This window comes from Streptomyces sp. 378 (assembly GCF_030124145.1).
In the GTDB taxonomy this organism is placed as follows: Bacteria; Actinomycetota; Actinomycetes; order Streptomycetales; family Streptomycetaceae; genus Streptomyces.
The window spans coordinates 125,829-149,711 of sequence record NZ_JASKMS010000022.1; the positions used below are offsets into that span (position 1 = coordinate 125,829).

A 23,883-nucleotide genomic window follows, 5' to 3' on the forward strand; every position below is an offset into this window, starting at 1 on the left:
CGTCAGTCGGGCCGCTGGAGCAGCGCGAACCGCGCCCCTTCCGGATCCGCCACCCTCGCCACCCGTCCCCGGGCGGTGTCGTGCACCGGTTTGAGGACGTGCCCGCCGAGGTGGACGAGATGGTCCAGTGCGTCGTCGACGTCGGCGACCTGGAAGTACGTGACCCAGTGCGGTCCCTGGTCGCGGGGCAGAGCGCGCCCCAGGCCGTGGATGCCGGCGACGGGCCCGCCGCCCAGGTGCAGGGTGACGTAGTCGAAGTCGGCGGAGACCACCGGCTCCTCCTCGTAGCCGAACACCGTGCGGTAGAACTTGGCGACGCTCGCCGACTCGAGGGTCAGCAGCTCGTTCCAGGCGGGTGTGCCGGGAACGCCCGAGACGGCGGTGCCGAGGTGGGTGGCGGCCTGCCAGATGCCGAAGACCGCCCCCGAGGGGTCGGAGCCGATCGCCATGCGGCCGGCGTCGGCGGCGTCCAGCGGACCCACGCCGATCGTGCCGCCGCGGCTGCGTACCGTCTCGGCCGTCAGATCCACGTCCTGTGAGGCGAAGTAGGGCGTCCACGCGATGGGCAGATGGCGGTCCGGCGGCAGCCGGCCGATACCGGCCACCTCGCGTCCGTCGAGCAGCGCGCGCACGTACGGGCCGAGCTGCTGAGGGCCCGGCTGGAACTCCCAGCCGAACAGCGCTCCGTAGAACTCCGCGGTCGCGGCCGGGTTGTGCACCATCAGGCTCACCCAGCAGGGCATGCTGGGCGCGTGCCGAGCGGGTGTGTCACCGTTCGGTCCGGCGGACCCCCGTGCGTCGGTCATCGTCACTCTCTTCTCGGCCTGGCGGTGGCCGTGCTCTCCGCAGCCCTGGTGGGGGCAGCCCTGTGGGGCGTCCCTTGTCCGGGAGAATGCCCGATGTGCGGGCCCTGTCCCTGGCGGCGCGCTTGGCGGCGCATGTCGTTCAGCTGTACAGCAAGTGCTTGTTCCCGTACGCCGTGTGATCGCCTCGCTCCGGCCGAGCAGAGTAGCCGGACACGGACGGCTCGGCCACCCCGTGCGCGAGGATGGGACCATGAACGCGATCATCTCCGCATCCGACCTCGCGAGGGACCTCGCGGGCGTCCACCCGCCGGTCCTGCTCGACGTCCGCTGGCAGCTCACCGCGGCCAGAGCGGCCGGCGAGCCGCCGTTCGACGGCCGGGCCGCGTACGAGGCGGGGCACCTTCCCGGCGCCGTCTTCGTCGACCTGGACCGGGAGTTGGCCTCCGCGCCGGGGGAGGGCGGTCGGCATCCGCTGCCGGACCTCGCGCACTTCGGTGCCGCGATGCGCCGATCGGGCGTGTCGTCCCGGACGCCGGTGGTGGTCTACGACGGCGGCCAGGGGTGGGCGGCGGCCCGGGCGTGGTGGCTGCTGCGCTGGACGGGTCACCCGGACGTGCGAGTCCTCGACGGCGGGTTGCCGTCCTGGGAGGGGCCGCTGGAGACGTCCGTGCCGGCTCCGGCGGAGGGTGACTTCGTGCCCGAGCCGGGTGCGGCCGGTCTCCTCGACGCTGACGCCGCCGCGGAGTTGGCGCGGTCCGGGGTGCTGCTGGACGCGCGGGCGGGGGAGCGCTACCGGGGTGAGGTGGAGCCGATCGACCCGGTGGCCGGGCACATCCCGGGCGCTGTGTCGGCGCCCACCACGGAGAACGTGGGCGCAGACGGGTGCTTCCTGCCCGCCGGGGAACTGCGCGCGCGGTTCGCGGAACTGGGCGTGACCGAGGGGGCGAGGGTCGGCGTGTACTGCGGGTCGGGCGTCTCGGCCGCCCACGAGGTCCTGGCGCTGTCGGCCGCGGGCATTCCGGCCGAGCTGTACGTGGGGTCGTGGTCGGAGTGGTCCTCGGACCCGGACCGGCCGGTCGCCGTCGGGCCGGACCCCCGGTGACGTGACACGAGGAGAGGGCCGCGCCCGACGGGTGCGGCCCTCGTCACTCGTCAGCCGTGCGGCTACTCCTGCTTCTTGCGCCGTGTGCCGAACACGATCTCGTCCCAGCTCGGGACGGCCGCTCTGCGGCCCGGGCGCACGCCGTCCGCCTCGGCCTGGCGGTCGGTGGCGCCGATGAGCCGGTCGCGGTGGCTGCCCACGGACCGCGGCATGAGGACGTCCGCATAGGCGGAACCGGCCGAGGCGGCGGGAGCGGGAGGCTCCTCCTCCTCGACCTCGGCGACGACGGGCTCCTCCTCGGGTTCCGCCGGGGGGAGTTCCGGAACCACCAGGTCGCCGCGGAAGCTCGGCACCGCCTCCAGCAGACTGGTCAGCGAGTCGCGCTCACCCGTGGTCTCCTCGACCGGTTCGGACGCCTGCGCGGGCAGGCCGGGCCGCTCGCGCTCGGGGCGGTCCAGCGGTCTGTCGCGCGGCAGCCGGGCGATGCGGGGGACGAACGGGAAGCTGGGCTCGGGTGCGGCCAGATCGTCGGACTCGCCGATCAGGGAACGCGCCTCGTCGTCGACGGCCTGGACGAGCCGCCGGGGCGGGTCGTACGTCCAGCTCGCCGAGTGCGGCTCGCCCGCGACGCAGTAGACCAGCAGGACCTCCCACGTGCCGTCGTCGCGACGCCACGAGTCCCACTGGACGGTGTCCTTGTCGGCGCCGCGCAGCAGCAGCCGCTCCTGTACGGCCTCGCCCAGCGGCGGACCGGAGTTCTCGCCGGGGCGGCGGACGGGGGTCTTGCGAGCCCGCTCGGCCATGAAGGCGCGCTCGGCGAGCACGGGGCCCTCGAAGCGGCGTACCCGGTCGACGGGGATGCCGGCCATCTGCGCGACCTCTTCCGCGGTCGCGCCCGCACGTATACGTGCCTGGATGTCGCGGGGGCGGAGGTGGCTCTCGACCTCGATCTCGATCTGGCCGAGGCGGGGACGGTCGCCGCGCACGGCGGCGCGCAGGCGTTCGTCGATCGGAAGCGTGTACTCCGTAGAATCGGCAGCCTTCAGCACCAGCCGTGTGCCGTCATTCGAGACGGCCACGACACGCAGTTCGGGCATGGGGACCTCCCGGGTGGTGCCTGCCGACGTCACGTGCGTCGCTGCTTCCGCTAGTCGAGTGTGGCCTGCCCGGGTGCAGCCTGCCACAACCTTGCCGAGTTGCCCGGCGTGTCGGGCGCGGGCCCTGGATCGCCGTTATGGCACGGTTACCTGTTCGCAACGCTAAGTGACGAACGCTGTCACCCTGTGCAACTAGCCCCCTCCCGGCGGTCCTCAAGGCCCTGTACACCCTCACGGGAGACCGGACCCAGGGCTCGCCACAGTACTCCATTTGGGCCACGTGCGTGGATTGGCGCGCCGTCCAACTTCTCGCAAGAGGGGGGACTTGGCCGCCTCTTGCCCCCATTCCGTGATCTTGAACGTGGGGAACTTCACCTGATCACCAGAATCGGAACCGGGTTTTCGGCCACAGGTCCCCTACTTGTGCAGGTGACCGACCGTGTACGGCAAAGGACCCTTTGCCCCAGGTGAGTTCACCGGCGCCACCGTCCACCGGGCGCGGGCCGCACGGGGGAAGCGGCCGGTGCGCGCGGTGGCCCTCGTCCTCGGATCTGATGATGGCCGGAATCACCACCTGCCAGCCGGCCTACGGGCCACACCCCTCAGCGCCGCCACGCGGCCCGGCCCCCACGCCGAGTGCCGGCGCCGGCGGGAGCGGAGGACACCGGAACACCACCCCGACGCGTCACCTACGCCCCCAGAACCCTCCGCAGGTAGTCGTTCTGGAACCGCCGGTCGGGATCGAGGCGATCCCGCAGCGCCGTGAACTCGCCGAAGCGCGGATACACCCGGGAGAAGTACTCGGCGTCCCGGGTGTGGATCTTGCCCCAGTGCGGACGGCCCTCGTGGGCGGTGAAGATGCGCTCGGCCGCGGTGAAGTACCGCTGGTAGGGCGTGCCCTGGAACATGTGGACGGCGATGTACGCGCTGTCCCGGCCGGAGGCGGTGGACAGCGCGATGTCGTCGGCGGGGGCGGTGCGCACCTCGACGGGGAAGCTCACCCGGAGGCCGGAGCGGTCGACCATCGCCTTCAGTTCACGCAGCGTCTCGACCACCGCCGCACGCGGAACGGCGTACTCCATCTCCACGAAGCGCACCCGGCGCGGAGACGTGAAGACCTTGTAAGGGAGGTCCGTGTAAGTCCGCGCGGACAGGGCCTTGCTGGAGATCTGGGCGATCGCGGGGATCGTGGCGGGCACCGCGCGGCCGACCCAGTTGGCCACCTGGAAGACGCCGTTGGAGAGGAACTCGTCGTCGAACCAGCTCCGGAGCTGCGGCACCGGCTTCTCCGGACCGGCGCTGCGGTTGTTGCGCTTGGTGTTGGTGTTGCCCGTGTGCGGGAACCAGTAGAACTCGAAGTGCTCGTTCTCGGCCCAGAGTTCCTCGAAGTCCGCGAGGACCTTGTCGAACGGCATCGGCTCCTCGCGGGCCGTGAGCAGGAACACCGGCTCGACGGCGAAGGTGATCGCGGTGACGATGCCCAGGGCGCCGAGGCCGATGCGGGCGGCGGCGAAGACCTCCGGGTTCTCCTTGTCGGAGCAGCTGAGGACCGAGCCGTCGGCGGTGACCAGTTCCAGGCCCTTGATCTGGGCGGCGATCGAGCCGGAGTCCCGGCCCGTGCCGTGCGTGCCGGTGCTGGTGGCCCCGGAGACCGTCTGCTCCATGATGTCGCCCATGTTCGTGAGCGACAGACCCTCGCGCGCCAAGGCCAGGTTCAGCCTCTTGAGCGGGGTGCCGGCCTCCACCGTGACCGTCATGTTCTCGCGATCGATGCCGCGGATGCCGGTCAGCAGATGAGGACGGATCAACATCCCGTCCGTCGCGGCTATGGACGTGAAGGAGTGCCCGGCGCCGACGGCCTTCACCTTCAGGCCGTCCTCGGCGGCCCGCCGCACGGCGGCGGTCAGCTCGTCGACCGAGGCAGGGGCGACTTCGCGCGCGGGGCGCGCGGAGACGTTGCGGCCCCAGTTACGCCACGTGCCGTTCTTTCCGTTCGCTGTGCTGCTCAACGGAGCCTCCCCGACCCGGTGCCGGTCGCTTGAGCCGGCGGAACCCGAGGAAACCCACCGCGACCGCGACGGCCCCGGCCACCGCCGGAACCCCGTACCCGGCACGCGCCCCGGCCGCGTCGATCACCCAGCCGGCCGCGGAGGAGCCGAGTGCGACCCCCACCGCTAGCCCGGTGCTCACCCAGGTCATTCCTTCGGTGAGCTGCGCGCGTGGTACGTGCTCTTCGATGAGGGACATGGTCGTGATCATCGTGGGAGCGATGGACAGACCCGCAACGAACAGCGCCACGGCCAGAAACGGCAAGTTTCCGACCAGTAGGAGGGGGATCATACTCACGGCCATGGCGCATACGCCCAGCAGCCACCGTCGTTCCGGTGCTCCGGCGAAGTGCAGCAGCCCGTAGACCATGCCCGCCACACACGAGCCCGCCGCGTACACGGCGAGGACGACGCTCGCCGCCGCCTTGCGGCCCTCCTCGTCGGCGAAGGCCACCGTGACCACGTCGACCGCCCCGAAGATCGCCCCCGTGGCGACGAAGGTGGCCACCAGGACCTGAAGGCCCGGCGCGCGCATCGCGCTGCCACCGCCCTTGTGCTCGCGCGGGTGCGGCTCGGGCTCGGTGGCGCGCTGCGCGGTCAGCCAGAACACGCCGACGGCCAGGAAGCAGGCGGCGAGCAGCGGGCCGGCCTCCGGGAACCAGGCCGTGGACAGGCCGATGGAGATGATGGGCCCGAAGATGAAGCACACCTCGTCCACCACGGACTCGAAGGAGTACGCGGTGTGCAGCTGCGGGGTGCCCCGGTACAGCGCCGCCCAGCGGGCCCGGATCATCGCGCCGACGCTCGGTACACAGCCGATGCCGGCGCAGGCCGCGAACAGCACCCAGTCCGGCCACCCGTAGTGCGCGGCGACCAGCAGGACGGCCGCCGCCACGAGCGAGATCAGCGTGGCCGGGCGCAGCACCCGCCGCTGCCCGTACCGGTCCACCAGACGCGAGACCTGCGGCCCGGCCGCCGCGGCGGCCAGTGCGATGGTCGCCGACAGGCCACCGGCCAGCCCGTACCGCCCGGTGAGCTGCGAGACCATCGTGACCACGCCGATGCCCATCATCGACAGCGGCATCCGGCCGAGGAAGCCCGCAGCGGAGAAACCCTTGGTGCCTGGGGCTGCGAACAGGGCGCGGTAGGGGCTGGGCACGGGTTCTCCGAAAGGCTCAGTAAGCTGCGAACGCAGTCGACACAGCTTACGGCCCGGAACGCCGCGACGCACCGGTCCGGCCCGGCCCCGGATCGCACATCCCCACACGGCGCGCGGGTGTCCCCCCGCCGTTTCCCGGCTGTCAGTGCAGGGTGGCAGGATCGACTCATGCCAGACGCGCGCGATGTCAGCCCCTACGACGCCCTGCTCCTGCTCTCGTTCGGCGGCCCGGAAGGCCCGGACGACGTCGTCCCGTTCCTGGAGAACGTGACGCGTGGGCGTGGCATCCCCAAGGAACGCCTCAAGGAAGTCGGGCAGCACTACTTCCTGTTCGGCGGGGTCAGCCCGATCAACGACCAGAACCGTGCCCTGCTCGATGCCCTGCGCAAGGACTTCGCCGACCACGGCCTGGACCTGCCGGTCTACTGGGGCAACCGCAACTGGGCGCCGTACCTGACGGACACGCTGCGCGAGATGGTCCGCGACGGCCGCCGCCGCATCCTGGTCCTCGCCACCAGCGCCTATGCCTCGTACTCGGGCTGCCGCCAGTACCGCGAGAACCTCGCCGACTCGCTCGCGGCCCTGGAGGCGGAAGGCCTGGAGCTGCCCAGGGTCGACAAGCTCCGGCACTACTTCAACCACCCGGGCTTCCTGGAGCCCATGATCGACGGGGTGCTCCGGTCTCTCGCCGAGCTTCCCGAGGACGTCCGGGACGGAGCGCACCTCGCCTTCTCGACGCACTCGATCCCGACAGCCTCCGCCGACACCTCCGGCCCCGTCGAGGAACACGGCGACGGCGGCGCGTACGTGAAGCAGCACCTGGAGGTGGCGCGGCTGATCGCCGACGCCGTCCGCGAACGCACCGGCGTCGACCACCCCTGGCAGCTCGTCTACCAGTCCCGCTCCGGCGCCCCGCACATCCCGTGGCTGGAACCGGACATCTGCGACCACCTCGACGAGCGGCACGCGGCCGGTGCCTCGGCCGTCGTCATCGCCCCCATCGGCTTCGTCTCCGACCACATGGAGGTTCTCTACGACCTCGACACGGAGGCCAAGGCCAGGGCCGAGGAGCTCGGGCTGCCGATGCGGCGCTCGGCCACCGTCGGCGCGGACCCGAGGTTCGCCGCAGCGATCCGCGAGCTCGTCGTGGAGCGCGCCGCCGCCGAGCGCGGACAGGCCGTGACGCCGTGCGCCCTGGGCGCCCTCGGGGCGAGCCGCAACCTCTGTCCGGTCGGCTGCTGCCCGGCCCGCGCCCCTCGGCCCGCCGCCGCGGGCGCCGACAGCACCTACGCGTGAGGAGTCCTGTGACCGACCCCCTGCACACGGACCTGCTCGACCTCGCCCAGGAGGCCGCCCGCCGCGCCGGCGCGCTGCTGCGGGACGGACGCCCGGCCGACCTCGCGGTCGCCGCCACCAAGTCCAGCCCCATCGACGTCGTCACCGAGATGGACATCGCGGCGGAGAAGCTGATCACGGGCCTCATCGCCGAGCGCCGCCCGGACGACGGCGTCCTCGGCGAGGAGGGCGCCGCCACGGAGGGCACGAGCGGTGTCCGCTGGGTGATCGACCCGCTCGACGGCACGGTGAACTACCTGTACGGGCTGCCCACCTGGGCCGTCTCCATCGCCGCCGAGCAGGACGGCGAGACCGTGGTCGGAGTCGTCACGGCACCGATGCGCGGCGAGACCTTCCACGCCGTGCGCGGCCGGGGTGCCTGGGCCACCGGCGCCTGGGACGGCGAGCGCAGGCTGGCCTGCCGCCCCGCGCCGCCCCTGGACCAGGCACTGGTCTCGACGGGCTTCAACTACGTCGCCGACGTCCGCACCCACCAGGCCGACGTGGCCCGGCGGCTGATCCCGCTGCTGCGCGACATCCGGCGCGGCGGTTCGGCCGCGGTCGACCTGTGCGACGTGGCCGCGGGACGCCTCGACGGCTACTACGAGCGTGGTCTGCACCCCTGGGACCTCGCGGCGGGGGACCTGATCGCCCTGGAGGCGGGCGCGCTGACCGGTGGACGCCCCGGAGAGCGCCCGTCAGGCGATCTGGCGGTGGCGGGTACTCCCGGCGTCTTCGAGCCCCTCCAGCGCCTCCTGGAGGACTTCGGCGCCTGGCACGACTGAGGACACCGGCACTCCCGGACGACGGCCGACGGCGGGCTGAACCCCAGGTGAACACGCCCTCACGACAACGCAGCGGGCCCCGGCGCTGGATTCGCCGGGGCCCGCTCCGTACGGCCTGTCAGACGCTCGTGGCGCCGACCTGCACACCGTGCTCGGCGGCGAGACGGCGCAGGTCGTCGAGCTCGCCCTGCTCCACTTCGACGAGGAACTCGTCGCCCTCGTCACGAGCCCGGGACAGATCGGTTTCGGTCGCCCTTATGCGCTGCAGAAGTCCTGCGGTGAAAGCGTCCATGCTGCGCCCCCTCGTCCTGGGTCGTGGGTCGATGGCACGGGGGTGTGCCGTTCGGAAGGGACGATCACGCCGCATGTGGATGCCCAGCGCCGCTCGGCCGGGCGGCGACGGTGCCGGACACCCACGCCCGCCCGCCCTGCGCAAAAGCGGATTGATGCGCACCGCATGGTGGTGCGGCGCCAGCAGAGCGTGATCGTGGGATGTAAAGCCGTCCTCCCCAAGCTCCCTTCCGAGGAAACCTAACCGGTCGAGAAAATCTCGTATTCCCCACGGGATCACCTCCCTCTCACCCGCCTTACCTCCGACTTATGACCGAAAAGGGCAGGATGGAGAGCAACACACCACGACACCGTCGAAGACCCCTGCCCGCGTGCGCCCGCCGAGGGCTGCGCGGGTGGACATGAGGAAGGACCAGGAACGTGCGCGTACTCGTCGTCGAGGACGAGCAACTGCTCGCCGATGCGGTGGCCACCGGACTGCGCCGGGAGGCCATGGCCGTCGACGTCGTGTACGACGGCGCGGCCGCCCTGGAGCGCATCGGCGTCAACGACTACGACGTGGTCGTCCTCGACCGGGACCTCCCGCTCGTGCACGGCGACGACGTCTGCCGCAAGATCGTCGAGCTCGGTATGCCCACCCGCGTGCTGATGCTCACGGCCTCCGGCGACGTCAGCGACCGCGTCGAGGGACTGGAGATCGGCGCCGACGACTACCTGCCCAAGCCGTTCGCGTTCAGTGAGCTCATCGCGCGTGTGCGCGCTCTGGGCCGGCGCACCAGCGTGCCCCTGCCGCCCGTCCTGGAGCGGGCCGGGATCAAGCTCGACCCCAACCGCCGCGAGGTCTTCCGGGACGGCAGGGAGGTCCAGCTCGCGCCCAAGGAGTTCGCCGTCCTGGAGGTGCTGCTGCGCAGCGAGGGTGCCGTCGTCTCGGCGGAGCAGCTCCTGGAGAAGGCCTGGGACGAGAACACCGACCCGTTCACCAACGTCGTGCGGGTGACGGTCATGACCCTGCGCCGCAAGCTGGGCGAGCCGCCCGTCATCGTCACCGTCCCCGGTTCCGGCTACCGGATCTGATACCCCGTGGCGACGACTCCCGCGCCCCCGCAGGCGCCCCCGAAGCCGACCTGGGACCCCAGGAGGCCCGTGCCGCCCTTTCCCTGGCTGCGCCCGACCATTCGCATAAGGCTCACGCTGCTCTACGGCGGCATGTTCCTGATCGCCGGCATCCTGCTGCTGTCGATCATCTACCTGCTGGCCGCGCAGGCCCTGAACGTGGGCAGCGTCCTGCCGTTCAAGATCGTCGAGGGCAAGGTCACCAGCGACATCTGCAACCTGCCCGACCAGGCCTCGCCGGCCGAGTTCAACAACGCGATGAACCAATGCGTCAACGAGCAGCGGCAGAGCGCCCTGGACAACCTGCTCAGCCGCTCGCTCCTGGCCCTGCTGGGGCTCGCGGTCATCGCCTTCGCCTTCGGCTACGCGATGGCCGGCCGCGTCCTCTCCCCGCTGGGCCGGATCACCCGCACCGCCCGCGCGGTCGCCGGGTCCGACCTCTCCCGCCGGATCGAGCTGGACGGCCCGGACGACGAGCTCAAAGAGCTGGCGGACACCTTCGACGACATGCTGGAGCGGCTCCAGCGTGCCTTCACCGCTCAGCAGCGCTTCGTCGGCAACGCCTCGCACGAGCTGAGAACGCCGCTGGCGATCAACCGCACACTTCTCGAGGTGCACCTGTCCGACCCGAACGCGCCCATGGAACTGCAGCAGCTCGGCAAGACGCTGCTGGCCACCAACGAGCGCAGCGAGCAGCTCGTGGAGGGCCTGCTGCTGCTCGCCCGCAGCGACAACCAGGTCGTCGAGCGGGGGCCCGTGGACCTCGCCGAGGTCGCCTCGCGGGCCATCGACCAGGTGCACGGCGAGGCCGAGAGCAAGGGCGTCGTGATCCGGGGCGAGCAGAAGCCCGCGGTCGTGCAGGGCAACGGCGTGCTGCTGGAGCGGATCGCGCTCAACCTCGTGCAGAACGCCGTGCGCTACAACGTGGCGGAGGACGGCTGGGTCGAGGTCACCACCGAGGTCCAGCACGGCCAGGCGCTCCTGGTCGTCTCCAACACGGGCCCGGTGGTGCCGGCGTACGAGATCGACAACCTCTTCGAGCCGTTCCGGCGGCTGCGCACGGAGCGGACGGGCAGCGACAAGGGGGTCGGGCTCGGACTGTCGATCGTCCGGTCCGTGGCCCGGGCGCACGGCGGGCACATTTACGCGCAGCCGCGTGAGGGAGGTGGGCTCATGATGCGGGTCACGCTGCCCATCTGAGATCATGTCGCCGATCAACTCGGCGATGTTCGCTTTGCGCGGAATATTCAAAACCGCGCCGGGCATGTCCCGTGTGTGATCGATCACAGGGACTTCTTTCCGGTCATTTACGTTCCGTGATCATGCACCCTGTCGGAAAGCCGGGAAAATCCCGGTTTTCGGGGGTCTTGATCACGGGAAGTACACGGTGAGACGCCTTTGGCGTGCGGCATTCGGACCGTGTACGGTCCCCATCGCCATCCAAGCCGATCACTCGTCAGGAGTCCGGTTGGGTGTCGATTGAGTAACAGACCTTGATGTGAGGCAAAATCTCCGCCTCAGGTCGGGCACAAGTCCGGCCTCTCACGCGTTACGTGCGCTGGAGACACCGCAGACACCCAGAGGGGGAGAGCGACCATGGCAACCGATTACGACACTCCACGCAAGACCGACGACGACGTCGACTCGGACAGCCTCGAAGAGCTGAAGGCTCGGAGGAACGACAAGTCGGCTTCCGCCGTGGACGTCGACGAGTTCGAGGCCGCCGAAGGCCTCGAACTGCCCGGAGCCGACCTCTCGAACGAGGAGCTGGCCGTCCGGGTGCTCCCGAAGCAGCAGGACGAGTTCACCTGCATGAGCTGCTTCCTGGTGCACCACCGCAGCCAGCTGGCCCGGGAGAAGAACGGTCAGCCGATCTGCCGCGACTGCGACTGAGGGCGGGTCGGCCGTGACTGGCTCGACCCCTCCCTGGAAGCGCCGCTTCTCCAGGCGGAAAGCGGACGAAGGGCCGATCGACGGCCCGCAGTACGGCGCGCGTGACGACGAGCGAGGCTCAACCGGTCCGGGGACGGCCTCGCTCGAACCCGCAGCGGACCGGGGTGACCTCCCGGCATCCGTGGACGTCCCCGCACCCGTCGCCAGACGGCGGGCGGGGGCGATCCGGCAGCGGGCCAGGGAAGGCGCCCGCAAGGGCGGCGACCGGGCCCGGGCCGGGCTCGCCCACCTCGCAGACCGGATCATCGAACTGGCTCCGCGCGTCCCCGTACGGGACCTGGCGACGCTGCGCAGGCAGTTCCCGGACCTCGGGCCCGAGGAACTGGCGGACAAGCTCGTGGCCGGCGCCGCGAACGCGACGGCGACGGTCGGCGCGGGTATCGGCGCGGCCGCGATGCTGCCCATCCCCCCGGCGATGCCGACGGAACTGGCCGCCGAGGTCACCGGCGTCGCCGCGATCGAGCTGAAGATGATCGCCGAACTCCACGAGGTGTACGGCGTACGGCCGCCCGGCAATCTCAAACAGCGCAGCACCGCGTACCTCGGCTCGTGGTCGGGGGAGCGCGGGATCGACGCGACCAAGCCGTCGACGTTCAGCACGGCGCTGAACAGCCGCATGAAGCGCGAACTGCGACAGCGCATCATGAAACGGCTGGTCCGCAACATGCCGAACCTGATGCCGTTCCTGGTGGGCGCCGCCGTCGGCGCGGTCATGAACCGAGGCGAGACGAGAAAGCTCGCCGCCCGGATCCGCCAGGACCTGCGCAAGATCCAGGTGCCCTGGGACGCCCTGGAGGCGCTCCCCGCCCTGGACCGTCCGGCGGACGCCCTGGAGATGGGCGAGATCACGCACGACCCCCTGGGCCGCCACGAGGACGACCGGCGCGACGGCCGAGACGACGGCAAGCAGGGCGACGGGCGCTGAATCCGGCCCGGTCAACAGCGGCGGGGTGAAGCTCCGCGCGGGTGTGCTACGCGGCCTTCGCCGCCGTCAGCGCCTGCGCCAGGCGCTCCGGCTCGCGCGTGGACAGGTACAGGTAGGGCGTCGGGTCCTGCGGGTCCGTGACCTCCACGCGCAGGGCCGTGGGGATGTACGCGCGCAGCAGCAGGAAGGCGCGCGGGTCGGCCTTGTACGTGCGCCAGGCGCGGGCCCCCTCCGCGTCCAGCACCTCCGCCTCACCCAGGGCCGCCACCGGGATCTTCGCCTCGCCCGCGATCAGGGAGTCGCCCACCACACGGATGCGGACCGAGCCGTACGAACTCGCGGCGACGGCCGCGACCGCGGTGCCCCCGGCCAGGCCGCCGAGCATCGGCAGCGTGCCGAACGGGAGCAGGATCAGGGCCATGGAGACGCCCACGAGGAACGAGATCAGCCACCAGGTCCGCGGGGCGGTGAGGCGTTCTTCGTAGGGGGTGGCGGAGAGCTGCATGGGGCCAAGCTTGACACGGTGTCGGGAAGGGGCCGACGCGCGGGTAAGGTCTCCCGCTGTGAGTGGTACTTCCGCAGCTCTTCAGCCTCCGGCCGATGCCGCGCGACCGGTGCGGCACCCGGACGCGCCCGCGCCCGGTGAGCTCCTCGGCGCGCACTACGGCGCGTGTTTCGGCTGTGGCGGCGACCAGCCGCACGGGCTGCACCTGGAGGCGCGGGCCGGTGAGGGTGTGTCGCTGACCGCCGAGTTCACCGTGCAGCCCGCCCACCAGGGCGCCCCGGGCCTCGCACACGGGGGCGTGCTCGCCTCCGCCCTGGACGAGACCCTCGGCTCGTTGAATTGGCTGCTGCGTACGATCGCCGTGACCGGACGGCTGGAGACCGACTTCGTACGGCCCGTGCCCGCCGGGACCACGCTGCACCTGGAGGCGGAGGTGACGGCCGTCGCCGGGCGGAAGATCTACTCCACCGCGACCGGTCGCGTCGGCGGCCCCGACGGGCCCGTGGCCGTGCGCGCCGACGCGCTTTTCATCGAGGTGAAGGTCGACCACTTCGTCGACCACGGCCGACAGGAAGAGATCCAGGCGGCCATGAACGACCCGGACCAGGTCCGGCGAGCCCGTGCCTTCGAGGTGAACCCGTGATTCCGGAAAGCTCCCCGGGCGAAGTCGGCCCCACCGGTCCCGGCAGCCCCACCGGTCCCGCCGGCCCCGTGAGCCGTCCGCCGCTGGACGTGCTGATCCGGCGCATCGATCCGGACGTACCGCTTCCGTCTTATGCGCGGCCCGAGGACGCCGGGGCCGATCTGCGCACGACCGAGGCGTGCCGACTGGAGCCGGGGGAGCGGGCGGTACTGCCCACGGGGGTGTCTGTGGCGTTGCCGGAGGGGTACGCGGCCTTCGTGCACCCGCGATCCGGTCTGGCCGCTCGCTGCGGCGTCGCCCTGGTGAATGCCCCGGGGACGGTTGATGCCGGGTACCGTGGGGAGATCAAGGTGATCGTGGTGAATCTCGACCCGCGCGAGGCCGTGCGGTTCGAGCGCTTCGACCGGATTGCCCAACTGGTGGTCCAGCAGGTCGAGAGAGTCCGCTTCCAGGAGGTGGCGGAACTGCCCGGCTCCGCGCGGGCCGAGGGGGGCTTCGGGTCCACCGGAGGCCATGCCGCGGTGGACGGGACGAGCGGCACAAGCGGTCAGGCCGCCCTGGGCGGTCAGGCGGGTGGGAATCGATACGCTTCGGTCGTATCCGACCGGGAAGGACAGTGACGTGTTCGGACGTCGCAAGAAGAGGGATGCCGCCGAGGACGCGGCCGGCGAGGCCGAGCAGGTCGTCGACGGTGTCGACACCGACGCGGACGAAGAGCGCGAGCGCCTGAGGCTCGAACCGGCGCCGCGCCCCGACGGACCCTGGGACAGCTCCGAGGTCCGTGACCCGAGCGAAGGCCGGGTCGACCTGGGCGGTCTGTTCGTGCCGGGCGTCGAAGGCATGGAGCTCAGGGTCGAGGTCGCGGGCGACGCGATCGTGGCGGCCACGGTCGTGCTGCGCGACAGCGCCATCCAGCTCCAGGGCTTCGCCGCCCCCAAGCGCGAGGGCATCTGGGGTGAGGTGCGCGAGGAGATCGGCACCGGCATCACCCAGCAGGGCGGCATCGTCGACGAGGTCGAGGGGCCGCTGGGCTGGGAGCTGCGCGCTCAGGTGCCCGTACAGCTGCCGGACGGCACCGGCGGCTTCCAGGTGGTGCGGTTCGTCGGCGTGGACGGTCCCCGCTGGTTCCTGCGCGGGGTCATCTCGGGCCAGGGCGCGGTGCAGCCGCAGGCCGCCGGGCTGCTCGAGCAGATCTTCCGGGACACCGTCGTGGTGCGCGGTGAGGGCCCGATGGCGCCCCGCGACCCGATCGTGCTGAAGCTGCCGAACGACGCCCAGATGGTCCCCGAGGGCGTCCAGCAGGAGGAGGAGGGCTCCCGTTTCGCGGGCGGAATGGGCCAGCTCCAGCGCGGACCGGAGATCACCGAGGTCCGCTGATCCCACAGAGACACCAGGGCCGTACCCCACCGGGGGCGCGGCCCTTTCTCGTGTGCGGAACCTTGACGGCGTATTGGTCTGTACCTATGGTCCCCGTTCGACGCGCCGACGCCGCTCCCCGTGCTCCCAGCGCCCCCGCCGCCTTCGCCCACCCGGAGTGAGCGCCTCCAAAGGCCAGTTGGACTTCACCCGGTCCAAGGCCAACGCCGGGGCACAGCCCTGGAAGGGCGCCTTCGACCAGATGATGGGGAGCAAGTACACCGACGGGACTCGGCTTCCACGCCAAGTGCCAGCTCGGCGCCGGTGCGGAGAGCCGGCTGTGCGGCGGTTCGCTGAAACCGGGGCTCGGACCGGTGTGCGAGGTCGGCCACAACGCCCTGGCCCACCGTCTCGGGCACGCCATGACCAACACCGGGACGCTGACCCTGCGGGGCCGCCCCGCCGGCAGCAACAACCTCTTCGTCGTATCGGAGACCCTCACCCACGGCGACAACCCCGCGTGACCCCCTGACCGACCGGGCGCCGGTCTGGGGCCCCGGCGCCCGGCTCACCCGCGCCGGCCGGGACGCCCGGTGCCCCAGGCGAGGCCGAGGATCACGAACCGGCCGGTGACATGCTCGTCGGTCACCGGTGATTCCACCGCCGAGCCGGCCGCGAAGAAGGCCGACCGTCGGCGGGGACGTACGGCCGACTGCCCCCGAGTGGCATCCGCCGGAGGCGCCCATGCGCGAAAGCGGCCGCCTGCCGTCGTGCGGCACCGACAAGGACCCTCACGCCACCGGCGCGCCGCGTCACCACGGGGACGGGGCACCGCTTCGGAAACAGGCTCTTCGCTCTTCGTCACCACGCCCCGGTACGCTTCAGACATGAGCGCTGTTCCTCGTTCCGAAAAGCCCGCGGGCCGGTTCCGGCGCATGCTCGACCGGCTCTCCTCGTCGCAGGGGGACCTGGAGTCCGAGGAACTGCGCGAGGACGCGGAAACGGCCGGCTGCACCCGGATCGGAGACTGCCAGGACCGCCAGATAGTCACGGTTACTGGTACCTTGCGCACGGTCACCCTTCGGCCGCGCGCCGGAGTCCCGGCCCTGGAGGCCGAGCTGTTCGACGGCTCCGCCCCGCTGGACGTGGTGTGGCTCGGCAGGCGCTCCATCGTGGGGATAGAGCCGGGGCGCAGGCTGATCGCATCGGGCCGGATCTCGATGAGCCGGGGCCGCCGGGTGCTGTTCAATCCCAAGTACGAACTGAGACCCCTCGGACGGGAGTAGCCGGTGACGTCGCTCGACAAGCCGACCGAAGAGACATCTGCGGACGACGCCCGGGCGGTGACCGAGGCCGCCCTGTTCGAGGCGTTCGGCGGCGTGCGGGGCATGGTGGAGACGGTGGTTCCCGGCCTCCTCTTCGTCACCATCTACACGATCAACAAGGACCTGCACCTGTCGGCGATCGCCGCGCTGGCCGTGTCACTGGTGCTGGTCGTGGTCCGGCTGCTGATGAAGGACACCGTCAAGCACGCCTTCAGCGGTGTCTTCGGCGTGGCCTTCGGTGTCGTCTTCGCGATGATGACCGGCAACGCCAAGGACTTCTACCTGCCCGGCATGCTCTACACGCTGGGTCTGGGCCTCGCCTACATCATCACCACCCTGTGCGGGGTGCCGCTGATCGGGCTGATCCTCGGCCCGGTCTTCAAGGAGAACCTCTCCTGGCGCACGCGCAACCCCGGCCGCAAGAAGGCCTACGCGAAGGCCAGCTACGCCTGGGGCGCGATCCTGCTCGCCAAGTGCGCGATCCTCTTCCCGCTGTACTGGTGGGCCGACACCACGCAGCTGGGCTGGGTCCTGGTCGCCCTGAAGATCCCGCCGTTCCTGCTCGCGGTGTACCTCACGTGGGTTTTCCTGGCGAAGGCGCCCGCGCCCATCGACGTGTTCGCGGAGATGGAGGCCGAGGAGAAGGCGGCCGAGGAGCGGGAGCGGCAGGCCGCTGCGGGGCCCGCCGAGCAGTGACCCTCCGCACCTGACGGAAGGGGCGTCCCGAGTGCTCGGGAAGCCCCTTCCGCATGTTCCGCCCGTTCCTCGCGAGAGCGTGCTCAGCCCGCCGCGTTCCGGCGTACCGACAGCAGGTCCTCCAGCTGCTCCTCGCGCGCCTGGGCGGCCACGAAGAGGAGTTCGTCGCCGGCCTCCAGGGAGTCCTCCCCGGAGGGCGTCAGCACGCGGTTGCCGCGGATGATCGTCACCAGGGACGTGTCCTGCGGCCACTCGACGTCGCCGACCTGAGTGCCGGCCAGGGCCGACTCCTCGGGCAGGGTCAGCTCGACCAGGTTGGCGTCACCGTGGCTGAAGCGCAGCAGACGGACCAGGTCGCCGACGCTCACCGCCTCCTCGACCAGGGCCGACATCAGACGCGGGGTGGAGACGGCGACGTCCACGCCCCAGGACTCGTTGAACAGCCACTCGTTCTTGGGGTTGTTCACCCGGGCGACGACGCGCGGGACGCCGTACTCCGTCTTGGCGAGGAGCGAGACGACCAGGTTCACCTTGTCGTCGCCGGTCGCGGCGATCACGACGTTGCAGCGCTGGAGGGCCGCCTCGTCCAGGGACGTGATCTCGCAGGCGTCGGCGAGCAGCCACTCGGCCTGCGGGACGCGCTCGACCGAGATGGCGGTCGGCGCCTTGTCGATCAGCAGGACCTCGTGGCCGTTCTCCAGCAGTTCGCCCGCGATCGAGCGGCCGACGGCGCCGGCTCCGGCAATGGCGACCCTCATCAGTGACCGCCCTCCTCTTCGGGACCCTTGGCGAACGCCGCCTCGACCTTGTCGACCTCGTCGGTGCGCATCATCACGTGCACCAGGTCGCCCTCCTGCAGCACCGTCTGCGAGGTGGGCAGGACCGCCTCGCCCAGCCGGGTCAGGAACGCGACGCGCACGCCGGTCTCCTCCTGCATCCTGCTGATCTTGTGACCGACCCAGGCGACGGAGGTGTGCACCTCGGCGAGCTGGACGCCGCCGGTGGGGTCGCGCCACAGCGGCTCGGCGCCCGAGGGGAGCAGACGGCGCAGCATCTGGTCGGCCGTCCAGCGGACGGTCGCGACGGTGGGGATGCCCAGGCGTTGGTACACCTCGGCGCGGCGGGGGTCGTAGATGCGGGCGGCGACGTTCTCGATGCCGAACATCTCACGGGCCACGCGTGCGGCGATGATGTTGGAGTTGTCACCGCTGGAGACGGCGGCGAAGGCGCCGGCCTCCTCGATGCCCGCCTCGCGCAGGGTGTCCTGGTCGAAGCCGACGCCGGTGACCCGGCGACCGCCGAACCCCGAGCCCAGCCGGCGGAAGGCGGTGGGGTCCTGGTCGACCACGGCGACCGTGTGCCCCTGTTGCTCCAGGTTCTGGGCCAGTGCGGAACCGACCCTTCCGCACCCCATGATGACAATATGCATCGCGTCACACCGCGCTTCCTGCAGGCCCTCTGGCCCTCATGAATGTCGTACTCATGTCTCTCTCTCGGCTCGCCGGGCATCACATCGCGGCCTGCGTGCGGGCCGCCGGGCAACATCATGCCGGTGGAATCACGTCATGATGCCCTCCGGGGGCGGTGCCGCGTTCGACTGCCGACTCCAACGTATCCGCAAAGTCGAGAGGGTTGCCGAGGTCCCTGCCGGGCCCCGGGCCGGGGGAGGAACCTGCCGTGAGTACCGAGATCGACGTCCTCGTGCTGGGCGGCGCGGGTGTGGACACCATCGTGCACGTGCCCGAACTGCCCGTGCCGTTCGCGGACAGCCACATGATCCGGCCCGGGATCGTGACCCGGGCGGGCCAGAGCGGGGACTTCGTGGCCCTCGGGACGAACGCGCTGGGCCTGCGCACCCACCACCTCGACCTGCTCGGCGACGACCCCGAGGGCGACCTCGTCCGCGCGCTGCACCGGGAGCACGGCATCGGACTCACCGCCGTCCCGCAGCCGCTCGGCACCAAACGCGCGGTCAACCTCGTCGGCCCCGACGGCAGACGGTCCTCCCTCTACGACGCCACGCGGGCCGCCGACACCGACCGGCTGCCCGAGGCCACGGTGCGCGCACTCGCGGCCGTCAGTCGGCACGCCCACGTCGTCATCACCCAGCCGTGCGCCCACACGCTGCCCGTCCTGCGCGCGGCGGACCTCACGATCTCCACCGACCTGCACGACTGGGACGGCTCCAACCCCTACCACGAGCCCTTCGCGCACCAGGCCGACCTGGTCTTCCTGTCCACCACGGCCCTCGCCGACCCGGAACGGACCATGCGGCGGATCACCGAGCGGGGCAGGGCCCGGATCGTCGTCGCCACCGCCGGGGCGGACGGGGCGTACCTGCTGGCCGACGGCGAGCTCAGCCACGTGCCCGCCGCCGTGCCCCCGGCCCCGGTCGTCGACTCCAACGGCGCGGGCGACGCCTTCGCCGCCGCGTTCCTCTACGCCTGGCTGAACGGCACCCCACCCCTGCGCAGCGCCCTGCACGGCACCGTGGCCGGAGCCTACGCCTGCACGATCCCGTCGACCCGGGCCGCCGGCATCGGGCGGGCGGAACTGAGCGCGCGAGTGGCGGGGCTGGAGCGGTCCGAGCCTGCTCCTAGGAGATGTCCGGCGACACGTCCTTGCGGCGGCTGATGCTGCGAACGCTCGCCATCGTCAGGATCCCGAGGGCGACGAGGGTGGTCGCGGCGCCGATCAGCTGGGCGGGCGTGTGCATGGGACCTCCAGGGGCGGCAACGGCCGGGAAGCGGACGGGGCTTAGTCATATAGGCATGGGAAGCGGGTGACCTGCGGAATCCGCAGCCGCACAGGCCTGTGAATTCACTCGGAGAGCAGACGGAACGCCGATGAGGGGTGGCGGGTGGGCGACCCCGCAATCGAAGGCCTACGATCCTCTGTTGTGTCCAAACTGACCGACGTGCCCAAACGGATCCTGATCGGGCGCGCACTGCGCAGCGACCGGCTGGGCGAAACGCTCCTGCCGAAGCGCATCGCACTCCCCGTCTTCGCCTCCGACCCGCTGTCCTCCGTGGCGTACGCGCCCGGCGAGGTGCTGCTGGTCCTGTCGATCGCGGGCGTGACGGCGTACCACTTCAGCCCGTGGATCGCCGTCGCGGTCGTCGTGCTGATGTTCACCGTCGTGGCCTCGTACCGGCAGAACGTGCGCGCCTACCCCAGCGGGGGCGGCGACTACGAGGTGGCGAACACCAACCTCGGTCCCAAGGCCGGTCTGACGGTCGCGAGCGCGCTGCTCGTCGACTACGTCCTCACCGTCGCGGTGTCGATCTCCTCCGGCATCGAGAACCTCGGCTCCGCGATCCCCTTCGTGGTGGAGCACAAGGTGTTCTGCGCGATCGGCGTGATCGTGCTGCTGACCCTGATGAACCTGCGCGGGGTGAAGGAGTCGGGCTCGCTGTTCGCCATCCCGACCTACATCTTCGTCGCGGGCGTCTTCACCATGATCGCCTGGGGAGCCTTCCGCGGCCTGGTCCTGGACGACACCATGCGGGCACCCACGGCGGACTACGCCATCAAGCCCGAGCACGGAGGCCTGGCCGGATTCGCCCTGGTCTTCCTGCTGCTGCGCGCCTTCTCCTCCGGCTGCGCCGCCCTCACCGGTGTCGAGGCGATCTCCAACGGCGTCCCGGCCTTCCGCAAGCCCAAGTCGAAGAACGCCGCGAACACCCTCGCCCTGATGGGTCTGCTGGCCGTCACCATGTTCTGCGGCATCATCGCGCTGGCCGCCGCGACCGACGTCCGCATGGCCGAGAACCCGGCCAGGGACCTCGTCCACAACGGTGTGCCGCTGGGCCCCGACTACGTCCAGAACCCGGTGATCTCCCAGGTCGCCGAGGCCGTCTTCGGCAAGGGCAGCCTGCTGTTCATCGTCCTGGCCGCGGCCACCGCGCTGGTGCTGTTCCTCGCCGCCAACACCGCCTACAACGGCTTCCCGCTGCTCGGCTCGATCCTCGCCCAGGACCGCTACCTGCCGCGCCAGCTCCACACCCGCGGCGACCGCCTGGCCTTCTCCAACGGCATCGTGCTCCTCGCCGGCGCCGCCGGACTGCTGGTCGGCATCTACGGCGCCGACTCCACCCGCCTGATCCAGCTGTACATCGTCGGCGTGTTCGTGTCCTTCACGCTCAGCCAGACCGGCATGGTCCGGCACTGGAACCGCCACCTGGCCACGGAGAAGGACCAGGCCAAGCGCCGCCACATGATCCGCTCCCGCGCCATCAACGCCTTCGGCGCCTTCTTCACCGGCCTGGTCCTGGTCGTCGTCCTCGTCACCAAGTTCACCCACGGCGCCTGGGTCGCCCTGCTCGGCATGGTGATCTTCTACGCGACGATGACGGCCATCCGAAAGCACTACGACCGGGTCGCCGCCGAGATCGCCGCCCCCGAGGGCCCGAGCGACGACAGCGTACGGCCCTCCCGGGTCCACTCGGTCGTCCTGATCTCCAAGATCCACCGCCCGACGCTGCGCGCCCTGGCCTACGCCAAGCTGATGCGCTCGGACACCCTGGAGGCGCTGAGCGTCAACGTCGACCCGGCGGAGACCAAGGCCCTGCGCGAGGAGTGGGAGCGGCGCGGCATCGACGTACCGCTGAAGATCCTCGACTCGCCCTACCGCGAGATCACGCGGCCGATCATCGAGTACGTCAAGAGCCTGCGCAAGGAATCGCCGCGCGACGCGGTGTCCGTGATCATCCCCGAGTACGTCGTCGGCCACTGGTACGAGCACCTGCTGCACAACCAGAGCGCCCTGCGGCTGAAGGGCCGGCTGCTGTTCACACCCGGGATCATGGTGACCTCGGTGCCGTACCAGCTGCAGTCCTCCGAGGCGGCCAAGCGGCGGGCCCGCAAGCAGCAGGACTGGAGCGCGCCGGGGTCGGTGCGGCGCGGTCCCGCGCAGGTGCGGTCCAAGGAGTCCACGGACCACAAGTCGTGAGACGACGACTCGTGTGACCGGCTCTGCCGGTGTGACGGGGAGGGTTTGTGCGACGGGGACGGCTTGTGTGAAACGGCCGGGCGACAGCCACGTAGACTGGTGGGCTGTTGTCCGGCCGTTTCCGTTCGGCCCTTTCCCCTCACGCGTTATGGAGTCACCCCGCCATGCAGGCAGAACCGAGGAAGTCGCTGGTGGGGGAGGAGTACGAGGTCGAGGTAGGCCCCGTCGCCCACGGCGGTCACTGCATCGCCCGTACGTCCGAGGGCCAGGTGCTGTTCGTACGGCACGCGCTGCCCGGTGAGCGGGTCGTGGCCCGGGTGACGGAGGGCGAGCAGGGCGCACGGTACCTGCGCGCGGACGCCGTGACGGTGCTCGACGCCTCCAAGGACCGGATCGACGAGCCCTGCCCGTTCGCCGGCCCCGGCCGCTGCGGCGGCTGCGACTGGCAGCACGCCAAGCCGGGCGCGCAGCGCCGCCTGAAGGCCGACGTCATCGCCGAACAGCTCCAGCACCTCGCCGGGCTCACCCCGGAGGAGGCCGGCTGGGACGGCACCGTGCTGCCCGCCGAGGGTGACAAGGTGCCCGCGGGCCAGGTCCCCGCGTGGCGCACCCGCGTCCAGTACGCCGTCACCGCCGACGGCCGGGCGGGCCTGCGCCGGCACCGCTCGCACGAGGTGGAGCCGATCGACCACTGCATGATCGCCGCGGAGGGCGTCAGCGAGCTGGGCATCGAGAAGCGGGTCTGGACGGGCATGGACTCCGTCGAGGCGATCGCGGCGACGGGTTCCCAGGACCGCCAGGTGATCCTCACTCCGAAGCCGGGCGCACGCCTGCCGCTGGTCGAACTCGACCGTCCGGTCTCCGTCCTGCGCGTGGACGAACGCTCCGGCGGCGTCCACCGCGTCCACGGCCGGCCCTTCGTCCGCGAACGCGCGGACGGTCGCACCCACCGCGTCGGCAACGGCGGTTTCTGGCAGGTCCACCCGAAGGCCGCGGACACCCTGGTGACCGCGGTCATGCAGGGCCTGCTGCCCCGCAAGGGCGACATGGCCCTCGACCTGTACTGCGGCGTCGGCCTCTTCGCCGGCGCTCTCGCCGACCGCGTCGGCGACCAGGGCGCGGTCCTCGGCATCGAGTCCGGCAAGCGGGCGGTGGAGGACGCGCGGCACAACCTCGCCGAGTTCGACCGTGTCCGCATCGAACAGGGCAAGGTCGAGAGCGTGTTGCCGCGCACGGGCATCGAGGAGGTCGACCTGATCGTCCTCGACCCGCCGCGGGCGGGGGCGGGCCGCAAGACGGTGCAGCACCTGGCCTCGCTGGGCGCGCGGCGGATCGCGTACGTGGCCTGCGACCCGGCGGCGCTGGCGCGGGACCTGGGGTACTTCCGGGACGGGGGGTATCGGGTGCGGACGCTTCGGGCGTTCGATCTGTTTCCGATGACGTCGCACGTGGAGTGCGTGGCGATTCTGGAGCCCGCAGCAAAGGGCGTCTGACCTGCTGTTCTTCTGATTCCCCGGGGTGTGGGCGGGTCGTGCCGACATGTTTCCGTAGGTCCATCGCGTGGAGCGCGGCGCAGCTCGCGCCACGTGTCTCACCTGCCGCTTCGAGCAGTGGCGCGGTGACGTGCGCCCTACCTCGACTTCGTGAGGGGCGCTTGGCGAAACGTCTTGACGCTCGTTCGACGCTGACTCTGACGGGGCGTCACGATGCTCACGTGGCTGGCTACTGAAGTTGAACTCGTGATGTCGCTGGGTTGATCAGGCAGGTCTGATGGTCAGGCCGGTCTCGGTGAG

At 71.1% G+C, this 23,883-nt stretch carries 23 protein-coding genes and 1 pseudogene; 16 read left to right on the forward strand and 8 right to left on the reverse strand.

Annotated elements, in window-relative coordinates:
• Window positions 1-2 precede the first annotated feature (2 nt).
• Window positions 3-806 carry a VOC family protein gene (locus tag QNO09_RS27000; protein WP_283972850.1) on the reverse strand — a complete coding sequence of 268 codons (804 nt, stop codon included), beginning with the start codon at window positions 804-806 and terminating at the stop codon, window positions 3-5.
• A gap of 250 nt (window positions 807-1,056) precedes the next feature.
• Between QNO09_RS27000 and QNO09_RS27005 the strand changes: the two genes are divergently transcribed.
• Window positions 1,057-1,908, forward strand: coding sequence for a sulfurtransferase (locus QNO09_RS27005; RefSeq protein WP_283972851.1), 852 nt, complete (start codon window positions 1,057-1,059; stop codon window positions 1,906-1,908).
• 62 nt (window positions 1,909-1,970) lie between these two features.
• Here the strand turns inward: QNO09_RS27005 and sepH are convergent, their stop codons facing one another.
• The 3 genes from sepH to QNO09_RS27020 all read right to left on the reverse strand — a co-directional run bounded on the left by sepH (window position 1,971) and on the right by QNO09_RS27020 (window position 6,212).
• Window positions 1,971-3,005, reverse strand: coding sequence for a septation protein SepH (gene sepH / locus QNO09_RS27010; protein WP_283972852.1), 1,035 nt, complete (start codon window positions 3,003-3,005; stop codon window positions 1,971-1,973).
• A 689-nt stretch (window positions 3,006-3,694) separates the two neighbouring features.
• On the reverse strand, window positions 3,695-5,014 hold the full coding sequence (locus QNO09_RS27015; protein WP_283972853.1) for a D-arabinono-1,4-lactone oxidase: 1,320 nt from the start codon (window positions 5,012-5,014) through the stop codon (window positions 3,695-3,697).
• Window positions 4,974-6,212 (reverse strand): MFS transporter, encoded by a 1,239-nt coding sequence (locus QNO09_RS27020; protein WP_283972854.1) that lies wholly within the window; start codon window positions 6,210-6,212, stop codon window positions 4,974-4,976. Before QNO09_RS27020 ends, QNO09_RS27015 begins: the two co-directional genes overlap by 41 nt.
• Before the next feature lie 168 nt (window positions 6,213-6,380).
• Here QNO09_RS27020 and QNO09_RS27025 point away from each other — a divergent pair, with 168 nt between their 5' ends.
• Together QNO09_RS27025 and QNO09_RS27030 are read left to right on the forward strand one after the other, a co-directional pair.
• On the forward strand, window positions 6,381-7,508 hold the full coding sequence (locus QNO09_RS27025) for a ferrochelatase (RefSeq protein ID WP_283972855.1): 1,128 nt from the start codon (window positions 6,381-6,383) through the stop codon (window positions 7,506-7,508).
• Window positions 7,509-7,516: 8 nt separating this feature from the next.
• Entirely contained in the window at window positions 7,517-8,332 is an 816-nt protein-coding gene (locus tag QNO09_RS27030; RefSeq protein ID WP_283972856.1) for an inositol monophosphatase family protein, read from the forward strand.
• Window positions 8,333-8,450: 118 nt separating this feature from the next.
• Here QNO09_RS27030 and QNO09_RS27035 read toward each other — a convergent pair whose 3' ends face one another.
• Entirely contained in the window at window positions 8,451-8,624 is a 174-nt protein-coding gene (locus QNO09_RS27035) for a hypothetical protein (RefSeq protein ID WP_283972857.1), read from the reverse strand.
• Between the two features lie 419 nt (window positions 8,625-9,043).
• On the opposite strand from QNO09_RS27035, the gene QNO09_RS27040 reads away from it, so the two are divergent.
• The 4 genes from QNO09_RS27040 (at window position 9,044) to QNO09_RS27055 (ending at window position 12,614) form a co-directional block, all read left to right on the forward strand.
• Window positions 9,044-9,697 (forward strand): response regulator transcription factor, encoded by a 654-nt coding sequence (locus QNO09_RS27040; RefSeq protein ID WP_283972858.1) that lies wholly within the window; start codon window positions 9,044-9,046, stop codon window positions 9,695-9,697.
• 6 nt (window positions 9,698-9,703) lie between these two features.
• The gene (locus QNO09_RS27045; RefSeq protein WP_283972859.1) at window positions 9,704-10,936 is read left to right on the forward strand and encodes a sensor histidine kinase; all 1,233 of its coding nucleotides are present in this window, start codon (window positions 9,704-9,706) and stop codon (window positions 10,934-10,936) included.
• A gap of 396 nt (window positions 10,937-11,332) precedes the next feature.
• On the forward strand, window positions 11,333-11,629 hold the full coding sequence (locus QNO09_RS27050; protein ID WP_003993510.1) for a DUF4193 domain-containing protein: 297 nt from the start codon (window positions 11,333-11,335) through the stop codon (window positions 11,627-11,629).
• Window positions 11,630-11,642: 13 nt separating this feature from the next.
• Window positions 11,643-12,614, forward strand: coding sequence for a hypothetical protein (locus QNO09_RS27055; protein WP_283972860.1), 972 nt, complete (start codon window positions 11,643-11,645; stop codon window positions 12,612-12,614).
• Window positions 12,615-12,660: 46 nt separating this feature from the next.
• Here the strand turns inward: QNO09_RS27055 and QNO09_RS27060 are convergent, their stop codons facing one another.
• Window positions 12,661-13,119: a DUF3093 domain-containing protein gene (locus QNO09_RS27060; RefSeq protein WP_283972861.1), complete on the reverse strand. Its 459-nt coding sequence runs from the start codon at window positions 13,117-13,119 to the stop codon at window positions 12,661-12,663.
• Window positions 13,120-13,177: 58 nt separating this feature from the next.
• Here QNO09_RS27060 and QNO09_RS27065 point away from each other — a divergent pair, with 58 nt between their 5' ends.
• The 6 genes and pseudogenes from QNO09_RS27065 (at window position 13,178) to QNO09_RS27090 (ending at window position 17,139) form a co-directional block, all read left to right on the forward strand.
• Window positions 13,178-13,762, forward strand: coding sequence for a PaaI family thioesterase (locus QNO09_RS27065; protein ID WP_283972862.1), 585 nt, complete (start codon window positions 13,178-13,180; stop codon window positions 13,760-13,762).
• 83 nt (window positions 13,763-13,845) lie between these two features.
• Window positions 13,846-14,382: a dUTP diphosphatase gene (dut, locus tag QNO09_RS27070; protein WP_283972877.1), complete on the forward strand. Its 537-nt coding sequence runs from the start codon at window positions 13,846-13,848 to the stop codon at window positions 14,380-14,382.
• Between the two features lies 1 nt (window position 14,383).
• Window positions 14,384-15,139: a DUF3710 domain-containing protein gene (locus QNO09_RS27075; RefSeq protein WP_283972863.1), complete on the forward strand. Its 756-nt coding sequence runs from the start codon at window positions 14,384-14,386 to the stop codon at window positions 15,137-15,139.
• Between the two features lie 269 nt (window positions 15,140-15,408).
• Window positions 15,409-15,642, forward strand: a pseudogene (locus QNO09_RS27080) (alginate lyase family protein); the annotation flags it as partial.
• Window positions 15,643-16,005: 363 nt separating this feature from the next.
• Window positions 16,006-16,404, forward strand: coding sequence for an OB-fold nucleic acid binding domain-containing protein (locus QNO09_RS27085; protein WP_283972864.1), 399 nt, complete (start codon window positions 16,006-16,008; stop codon window positions 16,402-16,404).
• Between the two features lie 3 nt (window positions 16,405-16,407).
• A complete protein-coding gene (locus QNO09_RS27090) occupies window positions 16,408-17,139 on the forward strand; it encodes a DUF3159 domain-containing protein (RefSeq protein WP_283972865.1) in 732 nt (243 codons plus the stop codon).
• 83 nt (window positions 17,140-17,222) lie between these two features.
• Here the strand turns inward: QNO09_RS27090 and QNO09_RS27095 are convergent, their stop codons facing one another.
• Both QNO09_RS27095 and QNO09_RS27100 read right to left on the reverse strand, forming a co-directional pair.
• The gene (locus QNO09_RS27095) at window positions 17,223-17,897 is read right to left on the reverse strand and encodes a potassium channel family protein (RefSeq protein WP_283972866.1); all 675 of its coding nucleotides are present in this window, start codon (window positions 17,895-17,897) and stop codon (window positions 17,223-17,225) included.
• Window positions 17,897-18,568, reverse strand: coding sequence for a potassium channel family protein (locus tag QNO09_RS27100; RefSeq protein ID WP_283972867.1), 672 nt, complete (start codon window positions 18,566-18,568; stop codon window positions 17,897-17,899). The genes QNO09_RS27095 and QNO09_RS27100 overlap by 1 nt, the downstream gene beginning before the upstream one ends.
• A 248-nt stretch (window positions 18,569-18,816) precedes the next feature.
• Here QNO09_RS27100 and QNO09_RS27105 point away from each other — a divergent pair, with 248 nt between their 5' ends.
• The 3 genes from QNO09_RS27105 to QNO09_RS27115 all read left to right on the forward strand — a co-directional run bounded on the left by QNO09_RS27105 (window position 18,817) and on the right by QNO09_RS27115 (window position 23,583).
• Window positions 18,817-19,773 carry a PfkB family carbohydrate kinase gene (locus QNO09_RS27105; RefSeq protein WP_283972868.1) on the forward strand — a complete coding sequence of 319 codons (957 nt, stop codon included), beginning with the start codon at window positions 18,817-18,819 and terminating at the stop codon, window positions 19,771-19,773.
• A 265-nt stretch (window positions 19,774-20,038) separates the two neighbouring features.
• On the forward strand, window positions 20,039-22,090 hold the full coding sequence (locus QNO09_RS27110) for an APC family permease (protein ID WP_283972869.1): 2,052 nt from the start codon (window positions 20,039-20,041) through the stop codon (window positions 22,088-22,090).
• A gap of 164 nt (window positions 22,091-22,254) precedes the next feature.
• Window positions 22,255-23,583, forward strand: a complete 1,329-nt coding sequence (locus tag QNO09_RS27115) for a class I SAM-dependent RNA methyltransferase (protein WP_283972870.1) — start codon at window positions 22,255-22,257, stop codon at window positions 23,581-23,583.
• Window positions 23,584-23,883 lie beyond the last annotated feature (300 nt).